The sequence below is a fragment of the Chryseobacterium sp. DZ-32 genome, assembly GCF_059587025.1.
The window spans coordinates 71,645-96,363 of record NZ_JCAIOM010000003.1 but is presented as its reverse complement, the minus strand read 5'-3'; the positions used below and the strand labels follow the sequence as shown (position 1 = coordinate 96,363).

Sequence of the window (24,719 nt, the reverse complement as noted above, 5' to 3'; positions counted from 1 at the left end):
AGTTTTTTTTTTATTTTCATTGTAAAACCTACCACGTTGTCACAATTAGACAGCATACCTTGTACAGACAGACTGATAAACCTTTCTTAATATTAATTTCAAAGTCTAAAATTTTGCTATATTTACAGCATACACAACGAAAAAAATTTAAAACATGTCTGAAAATCCTTTTGAGCTTACCGGAAGTAAATTATTCTTTGATAAAAATCGTTAAACGTATACCAATTCAGCAACTCAAATGAGTTACTATAGAATAATCTGCTCAATTTAAATTACCTAAGATGAAATTTTCAATATTAGTTGCCCACTTCAATAATGCAGTCTATTTCAAAGATTGTTATGAAAGTATTATTCAACAGACATACACCGATTGGGAAGTTATTATTGTAGATGACTGCTCAGAGAAGCAGGAAAAAGATGCCTTAAGGGAACTTATCCGCAACGATAAGCGTTTTTTTTTATATGAAAATGAAAAGAACCGGGGGGTAGGATATACCAAGAACAAATGTATAAAACTTGCAACCGGTGATCTATGCGGCTTTGTAGACCCTGATGATGCACTTACCCATGATGCCCTCGAAAAAAGCATAAAAGCCTATTCAAATCAGAATATTATAGGAACTTATTCAAGATTTTATATATGTGATGAGCATCTGACTGTCAAGAAGTTGTTTCCCCACTCGGGAAGAATAAAGAACGGAAGCAAATTTTTTTTTAATATCAATTTTGAAATCGCCCATTTTTTTACTTTTAAAAGAGATCAATTTATCAATTGGAATACGATTGATGAAAGTCTGTCCTCTTCTGTAGACCAGGATCTTTACCTGAAACTTTATGAAAGGGGCGAACTTGTCTTTATCAATAAAAGCCTGTATTTATATAGAATCCATTCACAGGGGGTTTCTCAAAATAAAGGTAAAAAAGAAAAGCTTTACAGGAACTGGCATCAGGTATTATATAACACCCTTACAAGAAGAGGAATTAAAGTTCTTTATAACACAGATATTCAACAGATTTCGAGACTTCCCGATTTTATTTTTAAAAAGCAAAATACATTAATATCCAGGTTTTTTAGAAAAATAACCAGAACAATAGATAACTTTTATAGGGAAGTATAATGCATTACCCTCTGTTTGTTTTAATCCGGATGACTTCTGCAAACGGATGTTTATAAAAGAAACATGGCTTTTACATTAGATAAAAAAGGTATATTTGTATAACCCAAATGATCAAAAGATAGTATATGTTCTATGATTTTTTTGAAAAAATAAACAGGAAAAAACAACTGTTTCTGCTGAAAAAACATCCTAATGTTTTTTTTGAAAACCTCAGATTAGGTGTTGGTAACCGCTTTATTTTGGATAACAATTTAAAAAAGCTAAGCATTGGCTCAGCTGCAGACTTCAGAAATTACACCTGTATCCTGATCAATAAAAATGCTGTCCTGGAAATAGGAAACCACTTTTTTATGAACAATTTCTGTTCTATAAACTGTTTAGAACATATATCAATAGGCAACAATACTTTATTCGGTGAAAATGTGAAACTCTATGATCATAATCATGCCTATGAGACGTCCCCTGCAATAAAAATATACCCTTCCGAATTTTCAAAAGCTCCCATAAAAATAGGAAACAATTGCTGGCTTGGAAGTAATGTAACCGTACTGAAAGGGGTGACAATAGGTGATAATTGTATTATTGGTGCCGGATGCACTATTTATAAAGACATCCCTGCTAACACACGTGTCATCAACAAACAGGATCTGGTTTTCGACTCTCTTTAAATCGGATGAAGTTTCCAGGACTTAGAAATTCTTATAACATTGAAGCTTTATACAGGAATTACTATAATTATTTGTTTAAACCTGTCCGCCAGGATTACGGAACTGATTTTCCGGATGATCTTTTGCAGGACAAGAAAAAGCATCAGAGAGATTTTGTGCTTCCGGAATATCAAAAACGAAATTTTATAAACAAATAAAAAACTCTTTACTTTACAAAAAATTTTCAGATAATGTCGGAAAACAGGAAAATAAAAATTCTTTTCAGGCACCGCTCAATGGAAATGGGTGGTGTAGAAAAAGTGATGTTAAGTATTCTCAATAATCTTAACCCTGATAAATTTGATATCACCGTATGTCTCACTCTTAATCAGGGGAAACTGCGTGATGAACTTCCGAAGCATATCAGAAAAATATACCTTACCGATGGAAAAGAAGATTTTTCCAACAATTCTATTTTACAGAAACTTCAGCTCGTTAAAAGAAGAATAAGGCTGAGAAAACTGAAAAATACCCCTGCCATTGCAGACCGTCTTATCAACGATACTTTTGACATTGAGATCGGGATGGATTACAGAGACTATGATGCCATTCTGAATTCAACCAATAAGAATTCAAAAAAAATCGGATGGTTTCACTCTGAAATTAATGTCCCTAAATTCCAGCCTCTGGTTCCGGATATTTTAAAGAGCTTTCCGCAGTTCGACCATATGGTATACTGCTCCCACAAGATAAAAGATATGATGCACCAGCATTACCCGAATCTCAAATATCCCGCTGAAAGCGTTATCATTAATCCTATTCCTATTGAAGAAATTAAATATAAGGCAGAAGAAAAGCTTGACAATTTTCCCGAAGGCCCTGTTTTTGCGTCTATAGGAAGACTTCATTCAAGAAAGGGATATCACAAGCTTATTGACGCTCATAAAAAGCTCATGGATGAAGGGTTTCATCACAACATTATTGTCATCGGTGATGGTGATGAAATGAACAACCTCAGGGCACAGGCAGCCAAAAATAATGTTGAAAAAACATTTATTCTGGTTGGAAACCAAATGAATCCTTATCCTTATATCAAAAAAGCGGATTATTTTATTCTTCCTTCGGAATCTGAAGCATGGCCATTGGTCATTGCTGAAGCTTTAATTCTTCAGAAACCCATTATTGCAACAGAAGTAGGTGATGTAGGCCTTATGATCAAAGACCGTGAGACAGGATACCTCATCAGTTATGAAGTAGATGAAATGTATGAAGCCATGAAAACATTTCTGACAGACCACGAACTGATAGCCCATATCAGAAACAATCTAAAAACCATTGAAGATCAATTCGATAACAAGAAAATATTTGACAGCGTAGAAAATATTATAGAAACTCTACACAAAAAGTAAGTTACTGTGCAGAATAGCCTCCGTCTATCACAAGGTTGCTGCCTGTAACCCATCTTGAGGCATCAGACAACAGAAAAATACAGGCATTCGCTACATCTTTAGGTTCACCTATTCCCAGTGGATGTTTTTTTATGATTTCTGATGAAGCTTCTTCTCCGATACTTTCAAACATTTTCTCTAAAATCGGGGTATTGACCATTGCCGGACTAATGCTGTTGACCCGGATATTACTTCTTGAAAGCTCCATAGCCAAAGAACGGGCTCCGGAAATGACTGCGCCTTTACTGGCAGAATAAGCGGCCTTCCCTGCCTCTCCTATCATCGCTGCCACAGAAGAAATAAATACAAAACTGGAGTTTTCGTCTTTGTATTTTTTTAAAGATAAAATTTTTGCAATTTCAAGTCCTGCAATGACATTGACAGCAAATATGTCCTGATATAGCTGAGCATTGTGTTTTTTTAATGGTAACGTTTTTTCGATACCGGCACAGTGTATAAATCCTGATATTTTACCTAAAATTGAAACTTTATCTGCAATAATTGCTTCAAGATTTTCAGATTGGGTAATATCTTCAGTGATAATTTCAACTTTTGTTTCCGGATTGAGCATAGAAACGGTTTTCATCAGTTCTTCCCGGTTTCTTCCTAGAAGAATCAGATCAGCACCGCTTTTGCTGCATTCTACAGAACAGCTTCTCCCGATTCCGGAAGAAGCCCCTGTAATGAGAATAATTTTATTTTTTAATGAGAAAGCATCCATTAATCCTCAAAATTTTCTTTTCCTATAACATTCATCAGATCTGAAACGGTTTCAATATCTTTAAAATGCTTGGTATCAATTTTTTTGCTGAAATTTTCGTCTACAAAAGCAATAACAGAAAGTAAACTGATAGAATCATAGCTTTCTAAAGATTTCAGGTTCGTTTCTGTAGTCAATGTTTCATCTTCTTCCAATTCTTCCTGTAGTTTTTCTAAAAAAACGGATGTTTTCATATTTTATAATTTTAAATGTTTGTTCTTTTAAATTTCCATAATAGTGGCACCCCATGAATATCCAACTCCAAATCCTGCCATTAAAACCTTATCTCCTTCTTTCAGCATTCCTTTATCCATCATATTTTTAAGAGCAATAGGAATTGTTGCAGAAACAGTATTCCCGGTTTTTTCCATGTCAATATAAAACTTTTCTGCCGGTATTTTTGTTTTCTTTCTTAAATAATTCAGCATAAAAGAATTGGCCTGGTGAAAAACAAAATGATCGATATCATCCATGGTCATTCCGTTCACTTCCAATGTTTCCTTGACCAGTCCCGGAATATTTTCAATTGTAAAATTAAAAATTTCAGGGCCATTCATATAAATATTTTCGGGGCCGAATTCGTGTTCCGGATTCAGTTCGAAGTCTTTTTTAAAAGCTCCTTTTTTCACCATAAGATTTTCTGCACCGCTTCCGTCTGTTCCCAGGCAGAACTGATAATCGTTACCCTCGGCCTTTTCAATAATAGCAGAGGCAGAGGCATCTCCGAATATGCTTCGGTTTCCTTTATCATCAGGATGAATATGTTTGGTGTACGTTTCTGAAGTAACCAAGAGAATACTTTTTGCAATTCCAGCAGCAATCAATCCTTTTGCAAACGCTAATCCATAAACAAATCCTGAACAGCCTAGGTTAAAATCTATAGCTCCGATATTTTTTCTAAGCCCCAATCTGTCCTGCAAAATACAGGCCGTAGTAGGAAGGAAATACTCCGGACTCTGAGTGCAGAACAAAATAAAATCTACCTTGTTTCTGTCATAGTTTTCGAAAATTTTTTCTGAAGATTGCACAGCCATATCCAGTACGGTTTCGCTGTCAGAAGAAATATGGCGCTGGGAAATACCTACTTTCTCCTGGATACGTTCGGAGCTCCATTCAGGGAACTGCTTTTCAAGATCCTCGTTAGTTAACACCTGCTGAGGAAGATAATATTCTATTTTTGAAATTTTCATCATATTAATAAATTCTCTTTCTTTGCAAAAGTAACGAAAACAAATTTACACTTGTGATGATTTTTATATTCAGAATCTTATTAAAAATAGACTCTCTCTATCATTCTTTTTTGAATAGAGCCAGCCTTGAAGTGGCAAAATACAGAGGTATGAAAGTAGGAAAAAACTTTAATATGCCTGATAAAGTGTATTTCGGAACTGAACCTTACCTTATTGAAATTGGTGATAATGTCAACATTGCCGGAGATGTAAGATTTGTAAACCATGGCGGAACGACTACTCTACTCAGAAAACTTCCGGGCTATGAAGATGCAAGAATACTGGGAAGAATAAAAATCGGAAATAACTGTACTATTGGTCTTAATGCTGTTATTATGCAGGATGTACAAATTGGAAACAACTGTATTTTGGGTGCCAACTCTGTATTGTCACAGTCTATGCCAGACAATACGGTCTTTATTGGAAACCCGGCTCAATTTTTGTGCACTATTGAAGACTATGGTGACATTGTTCTTAAAAACAACCCGGAATATCCCCGTGAACTGGAGAAAGACAGAAAAAAGCTGGATGCCTATATCAAAGAAAATCTTCCTCACAAGTATAAGAAAGCAAGAAAAATTAAATAAATTTATCTTGTAAAATCATAAAATAGAAAAAAACAAATTGAAAAAGAAAAAACTCCTCATTCGTATAGGTTCATTACGTCATGGTGGTGCTGAGAAAGTATTAATCAACTTTTTGAAGAATCTGCCTGCTGATAAGTATGAAGTTGATCTTCTGCTCAATCTCTATTCGGGGTTATACATTAAAGAGGTCCCATCATGGGTGACACTGTACTATTTGACAAAAGGAGAAATGATCACCACCAACAGGCTGCAGGATATTCCTGTGAAAGCTTACAGGGTTCTTTATCAGAAAATGTTTCTTTGGTTCCCTTTCCTTCTTTACAAATTTGTTTTAAAGAATAAAAAATATGATGTAGAGATTGCTGCTATCCATGCGATGCATCAGGAAATTCTCTCCAGTCCTCAAAAAGATTCGAAAAAGATTATCTGGGTACAGAATGATATTTTCAATTTAAAAGAATACACTCCTGAAGTGATCAGACAATTTTTCAGGTTTGACAGAATTCTGGTCATCTCCAACAAGCTTCAGGAAGGGATGCACAATCTGGCTAAAAATGAAGCTGAAAAAGCATCTGTGATTAAGATCTTCAACCCTATTGACAAAAATGATACGTTAAGAAAGGCAGATATTAAAGTTGATGATTTTCCTTTCAGCAATGATCTTCCCACTTTTGTAACGGTAGGAACCGTATATCCTCAGAAAGGATACGACAGATTACTCAATGTTCACAAAAAACTTATTGACGAAGGGCTGAAGCATCAGCTTTTAATCATTGGCGACGGGTATGATTTTAATACTATTCAGGATCAGCTTAATCAGCTGGGGCTTCAGGATACTGCAAAAATGCTTGGCTTCAGCAGTAATCCTTATCCTTATATGAAAAAGGCGGATTTCTATATTATGTCCTCAAGACATGAAGGATTCCCCACGATTATTGCCGAAGCTCTTATCCTCAACAAACCTATTTCTGCTACGGATATTTCCGGCATCAGAGATCTTCTGCAGGATGGAAAGCTTGGAAATATCACTGCAAATTCCGAAGAAGGAATCTATGAAGGAATGAAAAAGTTTCTTACGGATAAAGATATCACTGAAGAATATAAAAAACGAATTTCGGAAACAGAGCTTCCGTTTGTTCTGGAAAAATCTGTGGAACATCTTCAGAAAATAATTGACGAAGTATAAAAATATTGACGATGGCAGATTATTCAATCATTCAAAAAGACTTTTACCGGGAAAGCGGAAAGTGGCTTTCAACGTTTCAGATCTGGAAAAAATGCATCAATCCCAATCTTCACTTTGTTTACATTCTGAGAAAAGCACAGAAGTATCAGAAAACTCCTCTTTTGAATATTTTCTGGAGAATTGTACTAAGACATTACCAGATCAAATACGGTTTTCAGATTTATCCTGAAACGCAGATTGGTGAAGGTTTTTATTTAGGACATTTTGGAAGCCTTGTCATCAACCCGAAAACAGTGATCGGGAAAAACTGCAATATCGCTCATGGAGTCACTATAGGCCAGCAAAACCGCGGAAAAAATGAAGGATATCCGGTTATTGGAGATGAAGTCTGGATTGGTACCAATGCTGTCATTGTAGGAAATATCACGATCGGAAATGATGTATTGATTGTTCCCAATTCTTATGTCAATTTTGATGTTCCCTCCGGTTCTGTTGTCATTGGAAATCCTGCAAAAATAATCCCTACAGCAGATGCAACAAAGGATTATATCAACCGTAAGGTGTAGTAAACACAGTACTTATTGTAAAAATTCCGAATACATTTGAAAAGAGAGTAAATTTGTAGTTCTTCACATCATGGAAGCCACCCGAACCTAGCAACAGATTATATCTGATTGAAATTCAAAGAACTGAGCTGTTATGACGGTTCCACACAATACTTGAAATCAAACAGATCAAATTCCTTATCAACGCTCAACTTACGCAACAGCTACTTTTCTGTTAATAAGATAGGCAATTAATACATTAGGAACCCAGCACAACCACGCTACAGCAATATAGGAATCTGTAGGATTTCCTGTAATATTTTTCAGCAAAGGAAACCACAACCTCAACGTTACAGCAGCAAAGGTACAGGCATAACTGTAAGTCATCAATTGCTGATGTCTGATGATATCACCTTTTCTGATTTCTACCAAGGCAGCGAGAGTTGTTATGAACCAGATCAATCCCAAACATATAAACCCAATTGCTGAAACCAGACCTCCATTGGCATAAAACCCCATATAAATAGCTGAGACAGAACTTATCATCACAGCAATTACGTAAAAAGTACCAATGATCCGATGAATCTTCAGGTATTTATTCCGGAATGAACTTCCAAACTGACGCCAGCCTATAAAAAGAGCAAGTCCTCCAAAGGTAATGTGGGCAAAAAATGCTGTTGTCCAAATCATGCTGTGGAGTAATTCGGGAGATTTTGAACCCAGAAAAGTATTTTTAGATTCAACGAAAGCATAAATAAGAGGATAGGCTCCGATCAGCAAAGCCAGTACACCCATCACTACAAATAATAATTTTTTCATAATACCTTATTTCTTTTTTCTGTAAAAATGAGGAATATAAAAGCATCGATTGTCCCAAAATGAAAGGTGGAACATATTTGTAAACCATTATGATTAAACGATATATCTTATCATCAGACCAATCATCACATCTCAATCTCTATGCTTTGGCTCTTTAAAAAATCTCTGGGCGAACAGTTCATATACTTTTTAAAATTCCGGTTAAACGACGTTTTAGAATTAAATCCACTCTCAAATGCTAATGAAAGAATGGTATATTTTCTGTTTTCAGGAAGTACTGCTATCCTTTTAAATTCTTCAATCCTCTGACGATTGATATAATCATAAAAATTTTTATTTTCAATCGAATTAATTGCCTGAGAGAGTATATTAGGATGAACTTTCAGTAATTCGGCAGTATGATTCAGATTCAGCTCAGGATCTTTATAAAGCCTTTCTTTCTCCATTTGATAAACAAGCTTTTCATAAACAGCTATGATCACCTCCTCTCCCGGAGAATTCTTCTGATACTTTACCGCTTCATTATCCATCTCTACTCCATTTACATTGACTTCTATTACAGGTAAGTTCAGAATTCCAACACGGCTGATCCCAAAATATGCGGCGGCAACGATAAACAGAACAACGATGAAAAAAATAAGAATATCATTTCTGATCATCACGGCAATCCATATCAAAGCTAATCCGGCAATAAGATAATACAGCCATTTAAGATTAATTTTCTCTGTATTTGAAAATTGGTCAGTAATTTCTCTTGTATACCTTCTGACGGCAAAAAAACTTAATGCAATATATACTATTCCGGATAGTATCATCATATATTTGAGAATACTGCTTATCATTTTGTATTGGCTGCTTCCGCTTTGATAAATGGCAAGCCTGTCCCATGGAGACAAAATCAATAATTTGAACAGCATTACCAAGACGATCAAAATAGGAACAAAGTGCAGAAACCAGATCTTGTTGCCCGGTGCTTTTCCTGTAACACACAAAACATACAGATATAACATTGGGCCATGAATAAAGGGAAAGATAACTTCATAGCCCAGAAAATAAGGAAACTTTATATAGCTGCCGGAAAAAAATAACAAAAATAAAATAAGATGTATTCCTATAATCAGAAACCATGCTGCCAGAATATAATCAGCCATTATCTTCTTACGTTTCCCTGCAATCAGAAATGAAGAGAAACAGGCAATGAATACTCCTGCCAGATAAAAAGCCGATGGTAAAGACTGCAGACCAAAATCAGACATTAGATAGATAAATTAATCAGAGCTTTAAATTATTTATTTTTTGACATATACAAAGTCTTTTTATTAACTATTTCAGCAAAAACAATTCATATTGCCTCAAGAATTAAGAATATTTTAATTCATAAATCACAAATTTTAAATTATACTTCGTAATTTTATCCTGCTTTTTAAACGTTTGGATTTCCTCAATAGCTGTACTACAAATAATATTGGAATAGTGAATATGATTTTAAGCATATTTTAATATTAAACTTTGTTAAAAGTGATTTATTATTTAACAAAAATTATATTTTTGCATAATTATTGATTTGATCTATTGATTTTGGAAATAATTTAAACGAAATAAATAATTACACATTTTAAAATTATGTCACAATCGTACGAGGTTATTTTCGAAAACAATAAAAAATGGGTAGAGTCCAAAGTAGCTGAAAATCCGGATTTCTTCCATGAACTTGCCAAAACTCAGCATCCGGATTATCTGTACATCGGCTGTTCAGATAGCCGGGCTACCGCAGAAGAGTTGATGGGAGCAAAACCCGGAGAAGTTTTTGTTTACAGAAACATCGCCAATGTTGTTAATACTTTAGATATGAGTTCCACAGCAGTTATTCAATACGCTGTAGAACATCTGAAAGTAAAACATATTATTGTCTGCGGACATTACAACTGTGGCGGTGTAAAAGCAGCGATGACACCTCAGGATCTGGGATTATTGAATCCATGGCTGAGAACCATTCGTGATGTGTACAGACTTCATCAGGCAGAACTGGATTCTATTGAGGATGAAAACAAGCGTTATGACAGACTTGTAGAACTCAATGTTCAGGAGCAGTGCATCAATGTGATCAAAATGGCCTGTGTACAGGAAAGATACATTTTAGAAGAGTATCCTATTGTTCACGGCTGGGTATTTGACCTTAGAACAGGTAAAATCATTGATCTGGAGATTGATTTTGAGAAAATCTTAAAAGATATCCAAAAGATCTATAATCTTACAGGTTCAGATTGGGTAATGAGCAGAAAGACTAAATAGTTTTTCTAAAAAGAAGGTAAAATGAAATTCTGGAGTATTATTGTATTAACGTTTTTTCTGAATTTTACAGCGCTGCCGGGCATTGCTGCGGTGGCGGGCTGGGATATTGCAAGAACGAATGTAATAATCAATGAAGAAGAGCCTCATTCTCACCCATCCTCATTCATTGTTTACGAAAAGACCATTCCGAAACCTTTAGATGTGTTCGATTATCTGAAGTTTTCAGAACCTGATGTTCAGGGTATGTCTTTTGTTCTGATTGATGATTCTTTTCATCTTTCACCTTTACTTACTATATTTTCTCCCCCTCCGGAAGCGTAACTCCTATAGTTAGATTTTTTTGATACCATTTCCATATCATTTTTGATATCGGAGACTCATGTACATTAAAAATTATTTTTTCTCAACTTTTTATAACTGACTTATTTAAAAAAAATAAGCCGGCTATACCTTACAGCTTCACATTATGAAAAAGACATCATTAATAGGAGGAATCAAGGAAAATTTTCCTTCAGGACTCGTGGTATTTTTAGTAGCACTTCCGTTGTGTTTAGGAATTGCTTTAGCATCAGGTGCTCCACCATTATCCGGTATTATTGCCGGTATCGTAGGCGGCCTGGTAGTAGGAACAATCAGTAATTCAAATATTTCAGTTTCCGGGCCCGCTGCAGGTCTGACAGCTATCGTTTTAACAGCAATTACAGATCTTGGCGCATTTGAACTTTTCCTTTGTGCAGGGATCATTGCAGGACTTATTCAATTGGTTTTAGGGTTTGTAAGAGCCGGAAGTATTTCCAACTATTTCCCTAATAATGTTATTGAAGGAATGCTGGCAGCCATAGGAATCATTATTATTTTAAAACAGATTCCGCATGCTTTAGGATTCGATAAAGATTATGAAGGCCATGAATCTATTTTTGATAACGGTTTAAACTTCGGATATTTTACAGAATTATTGGGAGCGATCCATCCGGGAGCCATTGTTATTACACTGGTTTCTGTAGCAATCCTTATCGCATGGGACAAAATCCATGTACTGAAAAGAATGAAAATGCTTCCGGGAGCGTTGGTTGCCGTAATTATAAGTATTCTTTTGAATCAACTCTTTAAGATGTCCGGAAGCTCTCTGGCTATCGAAACCCAGCATTTGGTTTCCTTGCCGGTTCCACAGTCTTTTGATGATTTTAAAAATCTGATCACGACTCCGGACTTTAATGGTTTCACTAATCCAAAAGTATGGATCGTAGGAGCAACAATTGCGATTGTGGCCTCTATTGAAACGTTACTTTGTATTGAAGCCTCAGACCGGTTAGACAGACAGAGAAGAATTACAGATACCAATCTTGAGCTTAAGGCCCAGGGAATCGGGAACCTTGTAAGTTCTTTTATTGGCGGACTTCCAATGACTTCTGTTGTGGTAAGAAGTTCTGCGAATGCCAATGCAGGGGCCACCTCAAAAATCTCGGCAATCATTCATGGAGTCTTCTTATTGATCTGTGTTCTCTCCATTCCTGTTGTTCTCAATTTAATTCCATTAGCTACACTGGCTGCGGTATTAATTTTAGTAGGATATAAACTGGCAAAGCCGGCTACGTTCAAACATTTCTGGCACTTAGGAAAATTCCAGTTTATTCCATTTGTAGCAACCGTTGTAGCTGTAGTGGCAACAGATCTGCTAAAAGGAGTAGGAATTGGTCTTGCCATCTCCGTTTTCTATATTCTTCAGGGAAATATGAAAAGAGCTTATTATTTAAGCAGAGAAAGATTGGATGACGCTGATGGAATCAATATCAAGCTTGCTGAAGAAGTATCATTTTTAAATAAGGCAGCCATCAAAAAAACTCTTAAAAATATAAAACCCAATTCTACAGTAATCATTGATGCAAGAAGTACATCCTATATTGCCACCGATGTACTGGAAATGATCCAGGATTTTGCCAATATCCGCGCAAAGGAACAAGACATCAATGTAGAACTGATAGGCTTTAAAACTTCATACAGAGATTACGAAAGAAGTCAGGATTCCCATATTCTTGTGACTCACAAAAGAGCCATGTAATCTCAATAATTAATTAATTTTTTTAACTTTAAATTTGAAAACAATAAAAAATATGAAAGCGCATACATACGAAACCCAGTCTACTATTACCCCTGAGAAAGCATTGGAATTCTTAAAAGAAGGAAACCAGAGATTTGTAAACAACCTTAAAGCAAACAGAGACCTTCTTGAACAAGTGAATGCAACACGTGAGGGGCAGTGGCCATTTGCAGTAGTTTTAAGCTGTATAGACAGCCGTACTTCTGCAGAACTTATCTTCGACCAGGGATTGGGAGACATCTTTAGTATCAGAATTGCCGGTAACTTTGTGAATCAGGACATTCTGGGATCCATGGAATTTGGTTGTAATGTTGCCGGTTCCAAGCTTATTGTAGTATTAGGACACACCAAATGCGGGGCGTTGAAAGGAGGCCTTGATGCCGCACAAATTGAAGGACTGGGAATGGATAACCTAAACCACCTTATCAACCATTTCAACCCGATTATCAATGAAATCATTGAAGAAAACGAAGAACGTTCATCAAAAAACAGCTCGCTTCTTGAAAGGCTTAATCAGCAAAACGTAAGAAGTGCGATTGAAGATATCCGTAAGCAAAGTTCAACACTTAAAAATCTTGAAACTGAGGGTAAAATTAAAATCGTGGGAGCCAATTATGACGTTGAAACAGGTGCAGTAACCTGGTTGTAAAAAGTAATATTTTTTTAAAATTCAATTATAATTTACAGAAAATGTCACCGGAATTCCGGTGGCATTTATTTTTTATCATATATCATCATAAAATAAGATAATTATAAACCTATCTTGTTAGTAGACTGTCTTAAACAGTAGTATATTTCATTTTAAAAAGAGTTTGCCTTCATTATCGGAAAATAATTATATATTGGTGCAATTGAAATAATATATTCAATAAACCATGACCACAAACTCAAAAGAATATGATTTTTCCAAAAGCAAAAAAAATAGCCAAAGACCTTGGATGGCATAAAACAAACAATAAGGTGTTCGGACTTTACAAAGGTTATTTTTTCAACGTTTCGGACGCAAGTATCATACACACTCCACAATTCAAATATGTTTCGGTAACAACCGGCAATTTAACGGAGGAGCAAAGACAACAAATCAAAACAGAGCTAACCACCAATAGAAAACGGTTAAAATTCACTCTCTTCGAAATCAGAGAAAATACCATTTATTTTAAATTCACTGAAAATTTAATGCCTACTAAGATAGAGACTGTTTATGCCCTTTTTGATTTTGTGGTTGATTTATTAAAAAAACTAAACATACCGGAGCAAAACAGATGTCATAGTTGTGAAACAAATGGAAAAATTACCTATTACAATCTGAACCATACCGGTATACTGCTTTGTGATGATTGTTTTAAACAGACAGATAATAAGTTCAATAAAGTTGAAAAAGAAAGAATTTCAAAAGAGAAAAACTATCTGACAGGATTTTTAGGGTCCGTTGTTTTCTCAGTTCCTGCCATTATACTTTGGGTTTTACTTGCAGTATATTTAGGAGGTATTTCCTCAGGAATGGCATTTGTTATCGCCCTTCTTGGTTTTTTAGGTTATGATTATTTCAAAGGATTTCGTGGAAAACTGACAAGATACATCATCTTCTTCACAAGCATTATAAGCATATTTGCAGCCAATATAATCACTGTAATCGCTTTATTGATAAAACAGGGATTCACCATTAACCAGGCAATATTGGAATTCCAAACAAACCCTGCAGCAAATGAAATATTTATGCAGAATATTATTCTATCCTTTTTATTATCATTTATTCCTTGGATGTGGATATTATTTATCAGGAAAGACGATCAATTAATTATAAAACCAGCAGAAAAATTTTAGTAGTACTCAAATAAATGACTGCCTTGTTTTTAAGACAGTCATTTATTCTATAAACTATATGGTAATTACAGTTTTTTCCCTCTGAGATTATTTCCCGTTAAAAGTGGACATCGTATTATTCAATCCGGCAAAAACAAAAGAAAGACTGGCCTTTGCAAAGGTTTCTATTCTTTCCGTAAGCTTTTCAGCTTCTTCTTCATTCCAGGTTCCTAATACATAGTCTACCTGTCTTCCGGCAGCAAAATCTGCAGAGATTCCAAAGCGAAGCCTGGCGTAGTTTTGAGTCTGCAATACTTCATTGATATTTTTAAGTCCGTTATGACCCGCATCAGATCCTTTTCCTTTCAATCTTAAAGTTCCGAAAGGAAGGGCAAGGTCATCGGTAACAATGAGCACATTCTCCAAAGGAATGTTTTCTTTCTGCATCCAGTACTTCACAGCATTTCCCGAAAGATTCATATAAGTATCAGGTTTAAGGACAAAAACTTTTCTTCCTTTATGTTTTCCTTCTGCCAGCCAGCCAAAATTGGAGGTATTGAATGATGCTTCAAGGGTTTCCGCTATTTTCTCAGCTACTTTAAATCCTATATTATGTCGTGTATTTTCATATTCAGAGCCTTTATTACCAAGCCCCACAATTAAATATTTCATCAGAAATTTTTTGCAAAATTAAGGTATAAAAAATAAAAAACTCAATCTTAGGAAAGATTGAGTTTGAATATTGTTAAAAAAATTCTTCTATTGTGGTTTATAGATGTAATTAACGCCATATCCTTTTGTCATGTAAGTCTGAGGATCATAAACGTAATTGGTACTCTTTACAACCGGTGTTGGAATTGGCGGCGTAAGATCTGTTACCGACCATCTCTTAGGGTTGTTCGGAGACAAGATAAGGCTTTCTTTATCATTGATTATTGTAGATAATAATCTTGAAATTTTATATACATGCGGTAACAATGTGAATGGGCTTACCTGCTCATCATATGCGTAGTATTCGTAGCTGTATTTACCGGTAACAGCACCAAATGCACCTCCTGTCATTGTTCCGTAGTGTCTTACTACTTTAGAAACATTATCTCCTACGTAAGTATAAGCTGTCTTAGAATAATCGGTGAAATTAAGTGGGGCCCCGGGAACATCCGGACCGTTTCTCATAATGATTGAATCCAGTTTTCCTGTCGCAGTGCTATACTTAACCTGATAAGATGTTTTCTCTTTTCTCAACAAAGTCTGTGGTCCCGGAGGATCTCCAGGTATTACAGGTGGAGGTCTTCTGAAAATAGAACGGTTTTCAGAAATCGTCTGAAGTTTGCTGTTGTTTCCGTAAGAGAATAATTGAGTGTAGGATACACTGTCTTTATCCAGTTTCCCGTTTCCGTCCAGATCAAGGAAACCATTAAAATTAATCTGGCTGATTTTATCGCCACTGTACATAATATCAGTGATAGAAGCACTGTCTGTGATTACTTTAGTCACGAGAAGCCCGCTATAACGATATTCTGCGATGGTATCTTTATCTGTAATTTCTCTGTATAATGCTCTGGGACCGCTTAACCCTCCTGTTTCGTTAAGATCCAGCAAAGGATTTCCATCCTCATCCAGCATATCCTTGCAGGAATGTACTGAGGAGAAACCTGCGATCAGTAAAATAAAATAGAAAATTTGCTTCATTTCCTTGTAATTGATTATTTTTTTGACAAATATAATTTTTTTTTGCCTAAAACTTGTAATATTATTTATATTCTGGTAAGATTAATAGCTATATTTCTACTATAAATTTTTATAGGTAAAAATTGTATTCTGATTTTTCTCAACAACCACATACCCCTGATTATCATAAGAATAGCTTTGAGCCGTATTAACAGGCGCAGCCGGTGATGGTAATTCTATAAACATAGAGGTGGGATTATTCGGAGATATTTTATAGAATTGTGCCGGATTGATCAGACTTCGGGTGATGAAATATACTGATGGCAAGGTAGAATACGGGCTTTTCTGACTATCATAGTTCTGGAAACTATACTTGCTTATTACGGCCGTACTCATATTCGGGTTTCCGTTGATATCCAGCAGACCTTTGGAACAAACAACCTGAATAACATTATCACCATTGTACACAAAACTGTAGTCAATAAATCTGTTATAGGCACTGATTCCTCCTTCTTTTCTCTTCTCAAGAATTTTGGTAAGCTTATTGGTCGTTGCACTATAGGTAAATGCATAGTCACTTACAACAGATACAGAAGGCGTTGCTCCCGTGGCTGTAGAAGTAGCATTATAAATCTTTTTACCTGTAGCATCAGGAACAATATTAAATTCATACGTGAGGCTGGATGCAGCTGAACTTACATATTTAACTTTAGTGATATTTTTATTGGTGTATGTTACCGTTGCTGTATAATAAGCACTTCCGCTAAAAGACTCATCTTTGGATACTGCAGTCTGCAGATCTCCGGTTACCGCTGTAGTAGCATATTCCTCCTGAGAAACATTATTCGAACTAACCTTCGATAAAATCTTTTTAGGAGGTGGCCCGTCATCCGGATTCGGGATGGATTCTGTGGGATCAGAGGTAGTAGTACATGCTGTCAGCAGCCCAAGAAAAGCAATACCGGCAAACATTTTAAAAAAATAGTTTTTTACCATATAGAATTTTTTTAGCTTGTCCAAATATAATTCAATTTTTGATAATACACTTTACTTTATCTGAACAAATTCACAAGAAATAGAGTTAATAAACAAAAAAAATCTAAAAACATAACGTTTTTAGATTTCCTATTATTGTATGATCGTGAAAATTAATAAGGCTGCAATATGGATGTCGTCAAAACAGACTGCGACATATCACTGTTGAGAAAAGCTGTATCCACCGCTGTTCCTATTCCAAGTACTGTTCCTGCAATAGCCCTTTTTATACAGGCTACTTTAACGGAATACTGATTTTGGGGAGTAAGATTGGTAAGAGTAGCATTAAGGTTAAAAATCTTATAAGCACCGCTGTCCCCCAATAACACATCCGTTCTCACTGCTCTAAGGGCATCATTTATAAAAACACCACAGGCAAAACTTGCAGAATTTGTACCTGTCTTCTGAACAGTGGTCTGAAATGAAAAAGTAGCTTTGTTTGTACCGTTGGTAACAGAAAATGTATCTACTGTTCCTGGGATTACAGTCCAGCCTCCCGTCAGAGGATCTCCATTACCATAGGGGCTGGTAGCACCACTGGCACCAGAAAAGCTGATTCCGGTTTTATCCGCAACGGTGTTGATAGAAAAAAGAGACATACTTCCCTGCCCGTCAGCAATTTTAATAGCTTTCCAGTCATTTGTACCTAAATCTGCATTATTGTGAAATATATCACCAGCTGTACCGGCGGAACCTTTCAGTAAATCAGTGCCTCCTGTTCTTAATTCTTTTCCTACGTTAAGATCTCCGTTCACATCCAGCATATTAGTCGGATTAGGAGTATTAATACCCACCTGGGCATTTGTTGCAGCTGCTAACAAAAGAGATGTAACAAATAATATTTTTTTCATAATCCTTCTTAATTTATAATCGTGTTAAATACTTCCGGAACTTCATACACATCTATTTTAAGGGAAGACTGTGAAATAAAGCTGTTGATATTGCTATACACATAGTTCCAATGGTAAGTTTATTTCCTGTACCTGAAGCACCATAGGAACCTAGTCTTGTACATGCAACACTTACCGTATGGTCTCCTTTGGAAAGATTGTCTACAATCCCGATCTGAGTATGAGTAAGGAAAGGATATGACGTAGTAATGGCTTTCAAATTTCGCTGTCTCAGGTTGACCAGTTTGTCATCCACAAAAATTCCGCAAGCATAGTCTATAGAGTTGTCTGTACTTCCTGCCGCCCCAAAATCTGCCTGTACAACAGTTTCAAACTGAAAATAAGCTTTACTTTGGGTACTGAATACACTGATTACATGTGAAAGCCCGTCTATTTTCTTGAAGTTCGTAAGAGTACTATATTGTTTTCCCTGTGTAAATGTTCCTCCTCTCGAAGTCATGCTTACCGAAGAGTTTTCGGAAGAGGTAAAGGTAATTCCTGTATTATCCGAGAATGAGTTGTTATAAATCAGGTAAAATTTATTAGGTTCGTATTCAGGAATCCGAAGTGATTTCCACATCGGTGGAAAACCTTCCCCCTGAGAAACCAGTATCTGGTCATTATTTCCATGAAAAACAGAATTATCAGCAGAATTAAAAACCCCTATTTTATTTCTGAAATTCACATCTCCGTTTACGTCAAGTTTTGCTTTTGGGGACTCTGTTTTTATTCCTACCTGCGCTGTTGCCAAAAGACTTATGCTAAAAAGCAGTGTTGATAATAGTTGTTTCATCATTAGTTGTTTTTATAGCTCACATATTCGATAACATCCATTTTCATGGTAGATTCCAGAGTAAATGCACTGGAAGCTCCATTTGAAGACTGCACATTACGTCCGATCGCAAATTGCGAAGCAGTGCTTGAAGTATCAATCTTTCTGCATGCAATGTCAATATTATGAACACCTACAGGAACATTCTGCTCAGTATAGTTAAGGGTAAAGATATAATCCTGAAGTCCGGCTTTTCCGCTGTTATTATTGGAAGCGATTCTATCCGGGCGTACGGCTACCAGTGCTCCGTTTCTGAAAACACCGCAGGTAAATCTGACATTTTGTATTGTAGTAGCTGTGGAAGCCTTCATCTCAATACCGGTCTGGAACTGGTAAGTAAGCCTGTTCCTCCCGTTTTTGATGGTAAAAGTATTGCTAAGCCCGTCTATTTTTTTCCAATTCCCTTTTGTGATATCAGAAATGTTATCCCCAACTTTGTTGGTGTAGATACCATCACCGGCAACACCGTCCGTAAGTGAAATAATACCCGTTTGATCCGACGACAGATAAGAATTAATCAGCTTATACTGTCCCTCTTCCATAAAGGAAACATTCAAAGATTTCCACACAGGAGGCAAACCCTCGCCCTGAGAAACCAAAACCTGGCCGTTTAACCCGGCCTCTCCAGCCTGAGTTGAAGTACCTCCTACTCTAAGTTCTTTTCTTAAGGTGGTTTTTCCGTTTACGTCAAGAACGGATTTAGGCTTTGCAGTACCGATTCCCACCTGTGCGTTGGCATAGATTGAAAGAAGTCCAGCCACGCAGCAATGTATTATTGTTTTCATAATTAAGGACTGCAAAGTTACACAACGAAGTCCAAAAAATTCCAGTTATACATCTATAAACCTATAGAAATAAACACATTACAGAATAGAATTAATCACACATAAAAGTAGAATTATTTCTACATAACTCCACTTTTCATAACTCAAAAAAACATTTAACGTCTCAAACCCTTACTGTACGGGGATTTACAGAATTTTTTTAATCATTGAAAAGTGATTTTAAATGCTCAAAAACCGCCTTAATTCTCTTTAACAGGAATATTACAATATAAAAACATGATAAGAATCACAAAAAAACGTGTAAAAAATTAAGTTTTTTACACGTTTCTAATAATTTTTATGATATTATTTCCAGTAACCAGGAATTAAAATTTAATCATGTTCAATGATTGCTTTCAACAAAAGATTAACCTCATCTACATTTTTAACTTTTTCTTTTCTCATCATTAACTGATTACCTTCTTTTCCGGACTTTTCTTTAAGCTGGGCCTCAGAAGGATTCCGGGTCAGATAATTAATAATATGTCTGAATCTGTCTGTCTGATAAAACTTATCCTGAGGATTCCCCGGGAAGTAGCCTAAAAATACTCCGTTTTTCATGACAATCTTTTCAAAACCAATTTCAGCAGCAAGCCATTTCAGGGAAACACTTTTTAAGAGATTGACAGCTTCTTTCGGCAAAGCTCCAAAACGGTCAATCAGCTCCAGTTCAAACTGATGAAGATCTGCTTCGTTGGTAATTTCAGCAATTTTTTGATACAGGAGCAGCCTTTCTTCAGTATTGGAAATATAGAAATCCGGCAGCATCAACTCTAAATCAGTATCAATATTGACATCCTTTACAGATTTGAAAAGCTTTTGTCTGTCTTCTTCATTTTCAAAAAGACTTTCAAAATCAGCATCATCTTTCAGCTCTTCCAAAGCTTCCTGCATTAGCTTCTGATAAGTTTCGAACCCCATTTCATTGATGAACCCGCTCTGTTCGGCACCCAGAAGATCACCGGCACCACGGATTTCCAGATCTTTCATCGCAATCTGGAAACCACTTCCGAGATCTGAAAACTGCTCAATAGCTTCCAGACGTTTTCTGGCATCGGAGGTCATCATATCATAAGGAGGAGTGATCAGATAACAGAATGCTTTTCTGTTGCTTCGCCCTACCCTTCCTCTCATCTGATGCAGATCCGCCATCCCAAACCGATGTGCATCATTGATAAAAATAGTATTGGCATTCGGCACATCTACCCCACTTTCTACAATGGTAGTGGATACAAGAACATCATACTTACCTTCCATAAAATCCAGAACATTCTTTTCAAGCTGTTTTCCTTCCATCTGCCCATGTCCTGTAATTACTCTCGCATCAGGAACCAGCCTTTGAATAAGCCCTGCAATATCTTTCAGGTTTTCGATTCTGTTATTGATAAAATATACCTGGCCATCTCTCTGCAGCTCGTAAGAAACCGCATCACGAAGTGTTTCTTCATTGAATCCTATTAACTGTGTATCCACAGGCTGCCTGTTCGGCGGCGGTGTTTTGATAACGGATAAATCCCTCGCTGCCATCAATGAGAACTGCAGAGTCCTCGGAATAGGAGTGGCTGTAAGGGTAAGGGTATCAACATTATTCTTCAGCGTTTTCAATTTATCTTTTACTGAAACTCCGAATTTATGTTCTTCATCAATAATCAATAAACCAAGATCTTTAAATTTCACAGAACTGCTTACCAACTGATGTGTTCCGATGATGATATCTACTTTTCCGTTCTTTAAAGCCTCTAAAGTCTCAGATTTCTGCTTGGCTGTCCTGAATCTGTTGACATAAGCAACATTTACCGGAAAATCTTTTAGCCTTTCTTTAAAACTTCTGTAATGCTGAAAAGCAAGAATGGTTGTAGGCACTAATACTGCAACCTGTTTTCCGTCCGTAGCCGCTTTAAATGCCGCCCTGATTGCAACTTCCGTTTTACCGAAACCTACATCTCCGCACACAAGCCTGTCCATTACCGTATCAGCTTCCATATCTCTCTTTACATCTACGGTAGCCTTTTCCTGATCCGGAGTATCTTCATAAATAAAGCTGGCTTCCAGCTCATTCTGCAGATAGGAATCCGGAGTATACGCAAACCCTTTTGCCGTTTTTCTCTGGGCATACAACTGAATAAGGTCAAAAGCAATCTGCTTTACCTTCGCTTTTGTTTTCTGTTTTAAAGATTTCCACGTCGGAGATCCCAGTTTACTCAGAACGATCTCTTTTCCATCCGGCCCATTATATTTTGAGATCTTATGTAAAGAGTGAATACTTACATATAATAAGTCTCCGTTTTTATAGGTCAGTTTGAAACATTCCTGAATCTTTCCGTCATTGTTCACTTTCACCAATCCCATAAACTTCCCGATTCCATGATCGATATGAGCAATATAATCCCCGATTTTCAGAGACATCAGGTCTTTCAGGGTAAGCTGTTCAGATTTTGCAAAAGTATTTTTCGTTTTATATCTCTGGTAACGGTCAAAGATCTGATGATCCGTATAAACCAGCAGTTTGTGCCCATTATCGACAAATCCTTCATGCAGTTCGGACCTAAAACTTTTAAATGGGAGCTCATGCTCAAGTTCTTCAAAAATAGACTCCAGCCTTTCTTTCTGCTTTTCTGTTGAAAAGGAAATCCAGGTATCAAATCCGTCATTCTGCTTTTCTTCAATATCTTCGATCAGCAGTTCAAAGTTTTTATGAAAAGAAGGCTGTGGAAGCTGTTCCATTTTTACTTCGGTTACTTCTTTCAATCCGTCAATAACTATTCCTCCAAAATCAACCGTTTTGAATTTTTTATAATCGAACAAAAACTCCTGATCGGAAATAAAAAGTTCCTGCGGAGTCCTGTGAGCAATATCTTTACTTAAACTATCATATTTTTCCAGAGACTTTTCGTAGAACGTTCTTATCTTCTGCATTCCCACCATTCCGTTTCTGGAAATTACAAAACTTTCCGCAGGCAATAACTGCAGCAAAGAAACTCTTGTTCCCGTCACTGAAAAGTTCATATTGGACACCAGCTGAAAATCTTTTACTTTATCTACCGAAAGCTGGGTCTCGATATCAAAGGTTTTAATACTTTCCACTTCATTACCGAAGAAAGTAATTCTGTACGGCTTTTCATATGAATAGGAAAAGACATCTACAATTCCTCCTCTTACAGAAAACTCTCCCGGTTCTGAAACGAAATCAGCCTGCTGGAAATGATAATGATTAAGCAGTTCATCCACAAAATCAAAATCAAGCTGATCCCCAACTTTTATATGATGAGAAATTGCTTTAAAATCTTCCTTTTTCAATACCTTTTCAGATAAAGCTCCTGCATAGGCAACAATCACTTTCGGAGATCTTCCGGAATTTATTTTATTGAGGACCTCCGTTCTTAAAACCAGATTCGCATTCTGTGTTTTTTCTACCTGGTAAGGTTCAAGGTGGGTTGCCGGAAAGTATAACACTTTATCCTTACCCAAAAGATCCTCCATCTCCGTATTGGCATACAAAGCATCCTCCTTATCATCTACCAGATAAAGAATATTTTTCTTCTGAACCAAAAATAGCTCCGCCACAAAAATAGAAACTGAGGATCCGGCACTTCCTTTTACGGCAATATGCTGATTGTTTTCTAAGTGGGTAAAAATTTCTTTTCCAAACTCTTTCTGCATAAGGTCTGGAAGGAACTTTTCATTGATGGATTTTAACTGCATAAATAAGTAATGGTATAAACGACAAAGCGATTTCGGGAGTTTTCCGAAACCGTTTATGATATACAAAGGTACGCATATTTTTTATCTTCCTCTAAAAAACGAAAAGACTGATAGTTTAAAATGAAGGACTTAGCACCACAATTCTTAATTTTTTACAATTTTATTTAATAACCTGTTAAAAAAAATCAACTATTTTCTCCGTGGCATAGAGTTTGGCTTTTAAGCTATAACCAAACATTTAAGAATAATATTATGAAAAAAGCAATTAAAATCTTAGGAGTTATGATGCTGTTGGTATTTACAGCATTATCTTTTTCGTCGTGCAGTAAAGATGATGATCCGGTGAACAATGAATTTTTCGCAGGAACTTATAAAGGAAAAGTTTCTTATAATGACGGAGGATCCACCAATATCAGCACAGATGACGGAAGTGTATTTGTAACAAAGATTGCCAGCGGTACCAAATATAATTTTGCTTTCTCCAACAGTATTCCGGATCTTAACGGAATAGAGTTTAATCAGGAAGGAGATCATACCCTTGTTATGGTTGGATCCACAGCAACTTCTTACATAAGAATTGATAACAATGTCTTAAAAATCCTATACGCAAAGGATGGTAAAACGTGGACAGCCAACTGTACGCGCTAGCCATGTCTATTTATATATTATGCAAGCCTGTTTCCATTTCCGGAGACAGGCTTTTTCATTGTAAATGAAGTGTTTTAATTTTTTTTTAAGCTGTAATAAACTTTAGTTAAGTTTGAGAATCCCCGTTTTTTTGCCTGCTTTTTGTATATCTTTATTCAACAAAAAACAAACAATAATTCTTATGAAAAAATTCTTATCTGCAATGTCTTTGATCCTGGGATTAGGACTTGCTACTGCTCAGCAGACTGCTCCCGCTAAAAGTGCTCCAGCGCACCCGCCTGTAAAAGCAACTACAGCTGCAAAACCAGCTCAAGTGAAAGCTGCCCAACCAGCAATGGATGCAAAAGCAGCTAAGCCTGCACAACCGGCTGCCAAAATGAAAAAGGACGGTACTCCGGATAAGAGATATAAAGAAAACAAACACCTGAAAAAAGACGGCACTCCTGATAAAAGGTACAAAGCAAACAAATAAGCATAACATTAACATATAGTTGTTATTTTCATAATCAAATTTCGAAAAGCCGGTGGAACCTGTTCCATCGGTTTTTTTATGTGAACCTTCACAAAAATCATTTCATATTCTCT

General features: G+C 36.2%; 26 protein-coding genes. 14 read left to right on the top strand and 12 right to left on the bottom strand.

From position 1 onward, the window contains the following. Positions 1-281: 281 nt before the first annotated feature. The 4 genes from AC59HC_RS04205 to AC59HC_RS04190 all read left to right on the top strand — a co-directional run bounded on the left by AC59HC_RS04205 (position 282) and on the right by AC59HC_RS04190 (position 3,174). The gene (locus AC59HC_RS04205) at positions 282-1,118 is read left to right on the top strand and encodes a glycosyltransferase family 2 protein (protein WP_202841682.1); all 837 of its coding nucleotides are present in this window, start codon (positions 282-284) and stop codon (positions 1,116-1,118) included. Between the two features lie 125 nt (positions 1,119-1,243). Beyond that, positions 1,244-1,786: an acyltransferase gene (locus tag AC59HC_RS04200; protein WP_110008448.1), complete on the top strand. Its 543-nt coding sequence runs from the start codon at positions 1,244-1,246 to the stop codon at positions 1,784-1,786. A 5-nt stretch (positions 1,787-1,791) separates the two neighbouring features. Continuing rightward, on the top strand, positions 1,792-1,983 hold the full coding sequence (locus AC59HC_RS04195) for a hypothetical protein (protein WP_202841683.1): 192 nt from the start codon (positions 1,792-1,794) through the stop codon (positions 1,981-1,983). A gap of 33 nt (positions 1,984-2,016) precedes the next feature. Continuing rightward, a complete protein-coding gene (locus tag AC59HC_RS04190) occupies positions 2,017-3,174 on the top strand; it encodes a glycosyltransferase (protein WP_202841684.1) in 1,158 nt (385 codons plus the stop codon). Between the two features lies 1 nt (position 3,175). Here the strand turns inward: AC59HC_RS04190 and AC59HC_RS04185 are convergent, their stop codons facing one another. The 3 genes from AC59HC_RS04185 to AC59HC_RS04175 are packed head-to-tail and all read right to left on the bottom strand — an operon-like array spanning position 3,176 to position 5,166. Beyond that, the gene (locus AC59HC_RS04185) at positions 3,176-3,934 is read right to left on the bottom strand and encodes an SDR family NAD(P)-dependent oxidoreductase (protein WP_496558055.1); all 759 of its coding nucleotides are present in this window, start codon (positions 3,932-3,934) and stop codon (positions 3,176-3,178) included. Next, positions 3,934-4,167, bottom strand: a complete 234-nt coding sequence (locus AC59HC_RS04180) for a phosphopantetheine-binding protein (RefSeq protein ID WP_047380387.1) — start codon at positions 4,165-4,167, stop codon at positions 3,934-3,936. The genes AC59HC_RS04185 and AC59HC_RS04180 overlap by 1 nt, the downstream gene beginning before the upstream one ends. 27 nt (positions 4,168-4,194) lie before the next feature. Continuing rightward, on the bottom strand, positions 4,195-5,166 hold the full coding sequence (locus tag AC59HC_RS04175) for a 3-oxoacyl-ACP synthase III family protein (protein WP_137904394.1): 972 nt from the start codon (positions 5,164-5,166) through the stop codon (positions 4,195-4,197). A gap of 146 nt (positions 5,167-5,312) precedes the next feature. Here AC59HC_RS04175 and AC59HC_RS04170 point away from each other — a divergent pair, with 146 nt between their 5' ends. The 3 genes from AC59HC_RS04170 to AC59HC_RS04160 are packed head-to-tail and all read left to right on the top strand — an operon-like array spanning position 5,313 to position 7,541. Then, positions 5,313-5,789: an acyltransferase gene (locus AC59HC_RS04170; RefSeq protein ID WP_227941083.1), complete on the top strand. Its 477-nt coding sequence runs from the start codon at positions 5,313-5,315 to the stop codon at positions 5,787-5,789. A 37-nt stretch (positions 5,790-5,826) separates the two neighbouring features. Next, positions 5,827-6,975, top strand: coding sequence for a glycosyltransferase (locus tag AC59HC_RS04165; RefSeq protein WP_482399053.1), 1,149 nt, complete (start codon positions 5,827-5,829; stop codon positions 6,973-6,975). Between the two features lie 11 nt (positions 6,976-6,986). Continuing rightward, positions 6,987-7,541, top strand: coding sequence for a serine O-acetyltransferase (locus AC59HC_RS04160; protein ID WP_110008441.1), 555 nt, complete (start codon positions 6,987-6,989; stop codon positions 7,539-7,541). Positions 7,542-7,733: 192 nt separating this feature from the next. On the opposite strand, the gene AC59HC_RS04155 is transcribed toward AC59HC_RS04160, so the two are convergent. Together AC59HC_RS04155 and AC59HC_RS04150 are read right to left on the bottom strand one after the other, a co-directional pair. Next, positions 7,734-8,339, bottom strand: a complete 606-nt coding sequence (locus AC59HC_RS04155; protein WP_202841692.1) for a DUF2306 domain-containing protein — start codon at positions 8,337-8,339, stop codon at positions 7,734-7,736. Positions 8,340-8,464: 125 nt separating this feature from the next. Continuing rightward, positions 8,465-9,595: a helix-turn-helix domain-containing protein gene (locus AC59HC_RS04150; RefSeq protein ID WP_429817070.1), complete on the bottom strand. Its 1,131-nt coding sequence runs from the start codon at positions 9,593-9,595 to the stop codon at positions 8,465-8,467. Between the two features lie 367 nt (positions 9,596-9,962). Here AC59HC_RS04150 and AC59HC_RS04145 point away from each other — a divergent pair, with 367 nt between their 5' ends. From AC59HC_RS04145 to AC59HC_RS04125, 5 genes are all read left to right on the top strand, one after another. Beyond that, a complete protein-coding gene (locus tag AC59HC_RS04145; protein ID WP_202841696.1) occupies positions 9,963-10,631 on the top strand; it encodes a carbonic anhydrase in 669 nt (222 codons plus the stop codon). Between the two features lie 21 nt (positions 10,632-10,652). Further along, entirely contained in the window at positions 10,653-10,952 is a 300-nt protein-coding gene (locus AC59HC_RS04140) for a hypothetical protein (protein WP_076595975.1), read from the top strand. Positions 10,953-11,097: 145 nt separating this feature from the next. Then, positions 11,098-12,690, top strand: coding sequence for a SulP family inorganic anion transporter (locus tag AC59HC_RS04135; RefSeq protein WP_110008438.1), 1,593 nt, complete (start codon positions 11,098-11,100; stop codon positions 12,688-12,690). 52 nt (positions 12,691-12,742) lie between these two features. Continuing rightward, positions 12,743-13,378: a carbonic anhydrase gene (locus AC59HC_RS04130; RefSeq protein ID WP_110008437.1), complete on the top strand. Its 636-nt coding sequence runs from the start codon at positions 12,743-12,745 to the stop codon at positions 13,376-13,378. Between the two features lie 248 nt (positions 13,379-13,626). Next, positions 13,627-14,553 carry a hypothetical protein gene (locus AC59HC_RS04125; RefSeq protein ID WP_496558054.1) on the top strand — a complete coding sequence of 309 codons (927 nt, stop codon included), beginning with the start codon at positions 13,627-13,629 and terminating at the stop codon, positions 14,551-14,553. 87 nt (positions 14,554-14,640) lie between these two features. Here the strand turns inward: AC59HC_RS04125 and pth are convergent, their stop codons facing one another. The 7 genes from pth to mfd form a co-directional block, all read right to left on the bottom strand. Further along, the gene (gene pth / locus AC59HC_RS04120; RefSeq protein WP_496558053.1) at positions 14,641-15,204 is read right to left on the bottom strand and encodes an aminoacyl-tRNA hydrolase; all 564 of its coding nucleotides are present in this window, start codon (positions 15,202-15,204) and stop codon (positions 14,641-14,643) included. 87 nt (positions 15,205-15,291) lie between these two features. Further along, positions 15,292-16,224: a hypothetical protein gene (locus AC59HC_RS04115; RefSeq protein ID WP_227941096.1), complete on the bottom strand. Its 933-nt coding sequence runs from the start codon at positions 16,222-16,224 to the stop codon at positions 15,292-15,294. A gap of 99 nt (positions 16,225-16,323) precedes the next feature. Further along, positions 16,324-17,199: a hypothetical protein gene (locus tag AC59HC_RS04110; protein WP_496558052.1), complete on the bottom strand. Its 876-nt coding sequence runs from the start codon at positions 17,197-17,199 to the stop codon at positions 16,324-16,326. A gap of 152 nt (positions 17,200-17,351) precedes the next feature. After that, complete coding sequence (locus tag AC59HC_RS04105; RefSeq protein ID WP_202841701.1) at positions 17,352-18,089, bottom strand: hypothetical protein; 738 nt, start codon at positions 18,087-18,089, stop codon at positions 17,352-17,354. A gap of 52 nt (positions 18,090-18,141) precedes the next feature. Next, positions 18,142-18,924, bottom strand: coding sequence for a hypothetical protein (locus tag AC59HC_RS04100; RefSeq protein ID WP_496558051.1), 783 nt, complete (start codon positions 18,922-18,924; stop codon positions 18,142-18,144). After that, entirely contained in the window at positions 18,924-19,745 is an 822-nt protein-coding gene (locus AC59HC_RS04095; protein ID WP_227941099.1) for a hypothetical protein, read from the bottom strand. The genes AC59HC_RS04100 and AC59HC_RS04095 overlap by 1 nt, the downstream gene beginning before the upstream one ends. Positions 19,746-20,117: 372 nt before the next feature. Beyond that, complete coding sequence (mfd, locus tag AC59HC_RS04090; protein ID WP_496558050.1) at positions 20,118-23,486, bottom strand: transcription-repair coupling factor; 3,369 nt, start codon at positions 23,484-23,486, stop codon at positions 20,118-20,120. Between the two features lie 252 nt (positions 23,487-23,738). Here mfd and AC59HC_RS04085 point away from each other — a divergent pair, with 252 nt between their 5' ends. Together AC59HC_RS04085 and AC59HC_RS04080 are read left to right on the top strand one after the other, a co-directional pair. Beyond that, positions 23,739-24,134 (top strand): hypothetical protein, encoded by a 396-nt coding sequence (locus AC59HC_RS04085; protein ID WP_496558049.1) that lies wholly within the window; start codon positions 23,739-23,741, stop codon positions 24,132-24,134. Between the two features lie 181 nt (positions 24,135-24,315). Continuing rightward, positions 24,316-24,606, top strand: a complete 291-nt coding sequence (locus tag AC59HC_RS04080) for a hypothetical protein (RefSeq protein WP_496558048.1) — start codon at positions 24,316-24,318, stop codon at positions 24,604-24,606. Positions 24,607-24,719: the final 113 nt, after the last annotated feature.

Excerpts from the sequence above, each read along its gene's own strand:
- AC59HC_RS04205 (WP_202841682.1), top strand. The coding sequence starts at position 282 with ATGAAATTTTCAATATTAGTTGCCCACTTCAATAATGCAGTCTATTTC.
- AC59HC_RS04200 (WP_110008448.1), top strand. The coding sequence starts at position 1,244 with ATGTTCTATGATTTTTTTGAAAAAATAAACAGGAAAAAACAACTGTTT.
- AC59HC_RS04195 (WP_202841683.1), top strand. The coding sequence starts at position 1,792 with ATGAAGTTTCCAGGACTTAGAAATTCTTATAACATTGAAGCTTTATAC.
- AC59HC_RS04190 (WP_202841684.1), top strand. The coding sequence starts at position 2,017 with ATGTCGGAAAACAGGAAAATAAAAATTCTTTTCAGGCACCGCTCAATG.
- AC59HC_RS04185 (WP_496558055.1), bottom strand. The coding sequence starts at position 3,934 with ATGGATGCTTTCTCATTAAAAAATAAAATTATTCTCATTACAGGGGCT.
- AC59HC_RS04180 (WP_047380387.1), bottom strand. The coding sequence starts at position 4,167 with ATGAAAACATCCGTTTTTTTAGAAAAACTACAGGAAGAATTGGAAGAA.
- AC59HC_RS04175 (WP_137904394.1), bottom strand. The coding sequence starts at position 5,166 with ATGATGAAAATTTCAAAAATAGAATATTATCTTCCTCAGCAGGTGTTA.
- AC59HC_RS04170 (WP_227941083.1), top strand. The coding sequence starts at position 5,313 with ATGAAAGTAGGAAAAAACTTTAATATGCCTGATAAAGTGTATTTCGGA.
- AC59HC_RS04160 (WP_110008441.1), top strand. The coding sequence starts at position 6,987 with ATGGCAGATTATTCAATCATTCAAAAAGACTTTTACCGGGAAAGCGGA.
- AC59HC_RS04155 (WP_202841692.1), bottom strand. The coding sequence starts at position 8,339 with ATGAAAAAATTATTATTTGTAGTGATGGGTGTACTGGCTTTGCTGATC.
- AC59HC_RS04150 (WP_429817070.1), bottom strand. The coding sequence starts at position 9,595 with ATGTCTGATTTTGGTCTGCAGTCTTTACCATCGGCTTTTTATCTGGCA.
- AC59HC_RS04145 (WP_202841696.1), top strand. The coding sequence starts at position 9,963 with ATGTCACAATCGTACGAGGTTATTTTCGAAAACAATAAAAAATGGGTA.
- AC59HC_RS04140 (WP_076595975.1), top strand. The coding sequence starts at position 10,653 with ATGAAATTCTGGAGTATTATTGTATTAACGTTTTTTCTGAATTTTACA.
- AC59HC_RS04135 (WP_110008438.1), top strand. The coding sequence starts at position 11,098 with ATGAAAAAGACATCATTAATAGGAGGAATCAAGGAAAATTTTCCTTCA.
- AC59HC_RS04130 (WP_110008437.1), top strand. The coding sequence starts at position 12,743 with ATGAAAGCGCATACATACGAAACCCAGTCTACTATTACCCCTGAGAAA.
- AC59HC_RS04125 (WP_496558054.1), top strand. The coding sequence starts at position 13,627 with ATGATTTTTCCAAAAGCAAAAAAAATAGCCAAAGACCTTGGATGGCAT.
- pth (WP_496558053.1), bottom strand. The coding sequence starts at position 15,204 with ATGAAATATTTAATTGTGGGGCTTGGTAATAAAGGCTCTGAATATGAA.
- AC59HC_RS04115 (WP_227941096.1), bottom strand. The coding sequence starts at position 16,224 with ATGAAGCAAATTTTCTATTTTATTTTACTGATCGCAGGTTTCTCCTCA.
- AC59HC_RS04110 (WP_496558052.1), bottom strand. The coding sequence starts at position 17,199 with ATGGTAAAAAACTATTTTTTTAAAATGTTTGCCGGTATTGCTTTTCTT.
- AC59HC_RS04105 (WP_202841701.1), bottom strand. The coding sequence starts at position 18,089 with ATGAAAAAAATATTATTTGTTACATCTCTTTTGTTAGCAGCTGCAACA.
- AC59HC_RS04100 (WP_496558051.1), bottom strand. The coding sequence starts at position 18,924 with ATGATGAAACAACTATTATCAACACTGCTTTTTAGCATAAGTCTTTTG.
- AC59HC_RS04095 (WP_227941099.1), bottom strand. The coding sequence starts at position 19,745 with ATGAAAACAATAATACATTGCTGCGTGGCTGGACTTCTTTCAATCTAT.
- mfd (WP_496558050.1), bottom strand. The coding sequence starts at position 23,486 with ATGCAGTTAAAATCCATCAATGAAAAGTTCCTTCCAGACCTTATGCAG.
- AC59HC_RS04085 (WP_496558049.1), top strand. The coding sequence starts at position 23,739 with ATGAAAAAAGCAATTAAAATCTTAGGAGTTATGATGCTGTTGGTATTT.
- AC59HC_RS04080 (WP_496558048.1), top strand. The coding sequence starts at position 24,316 with ATGAAAAAATTCTTATCTGCAATGTCTTTGATCCTGGGATTAGGACTT.